Source organism: Dietzia sp. B19 (assembly GCF_014145155.1).
In the GTDB taxonomy this organism is placed as follows: domain Bacteria; phylum Actinomycetota; class Actinomycetes; order Mycobacteriales; family Mycobacteriaceae; genus Dietzia; species Dietzia natronolimnaea.
Window position 1 is genome coordinate 1 of the sequence record NZ_JAALED010000396.1, and the last position, 2,801, is coordinate 2,801.

General features: G+C 71.6%; 3 protein-coding genes. 2 read left to right on the forward strand and 1 reads right to left on the reverse strand.

What is annotated here, in order from left to right:
* The first annotated feature begins 171 nt into the window (after window positions 1-171).
* Window positions 172-1,248: an NAD-dependent epimerase/dehydratase family protein gene (locus G6020_RS11570; protein WP_182610736.1), complete on the forward strand. Its 1,077-nt coding sequence runs from the start codon at window positions 172-174 to the stop codon at window positions 1,246-1,248.
* Window positions 1,249-1,282: 34 nt separating this feature from the next.
* Here the strand turns inward: G6020_RS11570 and G6020_RS11575 are convergent, their stop codons facing one another.
* Window positions 1,283-1,723: an SRPBCC family protein gene (locus tag G6020_RS11575; RefSeq protein ID WP_179523687.1), complete on the reverse strand. Its 441-nt coding sequence runs from the start codon at window positions 1,721-1,723 to the stop codon at window positions 1,283-1,285.
* A gap of 48 nt (window positions 1,724-1,771) precedes the next feature.
* Here G6020_RS11575 and G6020_RS11580 point away from each other — a divergent pair, with 48 nt between their 5' ends.
* Window positions 1,772-2,410 (forward strand): DUF1697 domain-containing protein, encoded by a 639-nt coding sequence (locus G6020_RS11580; RefSeq protein WP_182610737.1) that lies wholly within the window; start codon window positions 1,772-1,774, stop codon window positions 2,408-2,410.
* Window positions 2,411-2,801: the final 391 nt, after the last annotated feature.

A 2,801-nucleotide genomic window follows, 5' to 3' on the forward strand; every position in this document is an offset into this window, starting at 1 on the left:
GATGCGCAGGGTCGGCGCACGCCCGGTCATCCTGGCCGCCGCCTCGACGGTGTGGGTCGCGGGCCTCGCGTTGGCCGGTGTCCTGCTCCTCACCCCGGCGCTCGGCGGTTGACGGCCGCGACCCGGGAGGTACCGTCGACCGGACTGACGGGCTCGGGCGAGGAGGCCGGAATGCGGATCGTCATCATCGGCGCGAGCGGGAACGTCGGCACCGCGCTGCTCCGTCGTCTGCGCGAGACGCGCTCCGGCGACCGACTGGTCGGGCTCGTGCGACGGCCACCGGATCCCGTCGGCGAGTACCGCGGAGTCGACTGGCACGCGCTGGACGTCTCCGGTCCGGACGCGGCCGGCGAACTCGGTCGACACTTCGTCGGGGCGGACGCCGTCGTCAACCTGGCCTGGGGTTTCCAACCCACCCGCAACATCGGCTACCTCGAGAGCGTCGGGGTCGGCGGGACCGCCGCGGTGCTCGGTGCCGCACAGTCGGCCGGGGTGGGCCTCCTGGTCCACATGTCCTCCGTGGGGACCTACGCGCCGGGCCGCCACGGTGAGCACGTCGACGAGACCTGGGCGAGGACCGGGGTGCGGAGCTCGGCGTACAGCCGACACAAGGCCGCGGCGGAGACGCTCATCGACGACCACGAGAGTCTCCTCGGGGCCGATGCCGTGCCCGTCGCCCGGATGCGCCCGGGCTTCATCGTCCAGCGAGCGGCGGCGAGCGGACTGACCCGGTACGGACTGCCCGCCTATCTGCCGGCGCATCTCGCGCCGCGGGTCCCGCTGCTGCCGCTCGACAGGGGCCTGTGCCTGCCCCTCGTCCATGCCGACGACGTCGCCGACGCCGTCGTGCGAGTGATCGAGCAGGGCGCCACCGGCCCGTTCAACCTCGCGGCCGAACAACCGCTGACCAGGGACGATCTCGCAGAGGTGCTCGGGGCCCGGGCGGTCCACATCCCCCTGCCGCTCCTCGGGGCCCTCGTCGGTCTGACGTGGCGGGCGCGCCTGCAGCCGGTGGACCGCGGATGGCTGGACCTGGCGTTCGCCGTGCCCCTGCAGGACTGCGCCCGGGCCCGCGACGAGCTGGGATGGGCACCGGCCTGGGCGCCGACAGAGGCCATGGCCGACCTGCTCGACGGCATCGCGCACCTCGCCCACACCGGGAGTGCACCACTGCGTCGCAGATCCGTGCCCGACCTGGTGCGCCGCGATCTGACCGACGGACTGATCTCCTCCCGCCGGTTCTCCTGACCGGATCCCATCCCCGAGGGCTCGGGGCGGATGATCAGCCGTGCCGCCGCAGGACTTCGTCCCGCAACCCCGTGGTGGCCACGTCGGCGATGTGCTTCTGCGCCTTCTTGACCACCGCACCCGGCAGCTTGATCTTGAGATCCACCTCGAGGTCGAAGACGACCTCGGTGGTGCCGTCGCCGTTGTCCGTGAGCACGTAGCGGGCGTTCTGGACCTTCTGGGAACCGCTCTCGACCAGGGACCAGCTCACCTCGCCGTCGTACCACTCGTAGCGCACGACCATCTCGTCGGTGACGCCGTACTGGGACACCCGCTCCCACACGACGATCGGCCACCCCTCGTCGTCGGCCTCCCTGACCTCGACCGCACGGTGGGCGCTCGACCAGTCGACGAGGGACTCGACGTCGGCCAGGACCTCCATGATCTCGGGGACGCCGGTCTCGATCTTCACAACGGACTGCACTGACACTGCCATGGCGGGAAAGCTACCCGCGCGGGCCTGCCCCGGGAGGAAGATCGGGACATGAGTACCGGATCGGCGGGCCCACACGCCGGGGAGCATCGGAAGGTCGTGCTGCTCCGCGGGATCAACGTCGGAAAGAGCAACCGGATCGCGATGCCCGACCTGGTCGCGTGCACGGAGGCCGCAGGCGGGACGTCGGTCACCACGGTGTTGGCCACCGGCAACGTGCTCGTCACCGATCCCCGACCGGTGACCGGACTACGCGCGGCGCTCGAGTCCGCGTATGCGGAGAGGTTCGGCTACACGGCGGTCGTGCAGGTCCTCACCCTCGACGCGGTGGCGACGGTGGTGGCCGCGTACCCCTTCGACACGCTGCCCGAGCACCACGACTACGTGGTGTTCTCGGACGACCCGGAGGTGACGACCCGGGTGACGGTGGCGATGCGCGCGGCCATCCGGGAGGTCGGCGAGGCGGCCGCCAGCGCCGACGCGCATGCCGGGGCCGGGCCGGCCACCGACAGTGAGACGACCGTCAGCACGGAAGCGGTCGCCGAGGGCGCGGGCTGTGTGTACTGGCGTGTCCCCCGCGGCTCGACGCTGACCTCCGACGCGTACAAGGTGCTCGACGGCCGGGAGAACAAGCGTCACCTCACCACCAGGAACCTCAGGACCCTGGACAGGATCCTCGCCGCGGGGTGAGTCAGGGACCCGGTGGAAGCCAGGGACCCGGGGTGGGTCAGGGGCCCTCTACGGACGCCCCGATCATGTCGACCAAGCCCGCGAGGGGCCCGAAGATCGCCGGGAAGATCCCGTCCCAGAACATCTGCAGCTGGCTGAAGTCGATAACGGGCATCAGTAACACTCCTCGCACCGGGGTGGTGAGCGGACCCTCCGCGGCCACCGGGTTCCCCGGAACACAGGATCGCGGCACGGACGCCGAATGCGCAACCCCACACGCCCCGCGAGTCTCTGAAGCGAACCCGCGAACCGCCGCCTGGCAGACTGCCCTCGATGCCCCATGACCCCGCCCGACCGCTCCTGGCCGCCGCGGCGCTGCTCGCGATCGCGGCCGCGACGGGCTGCTCGGACG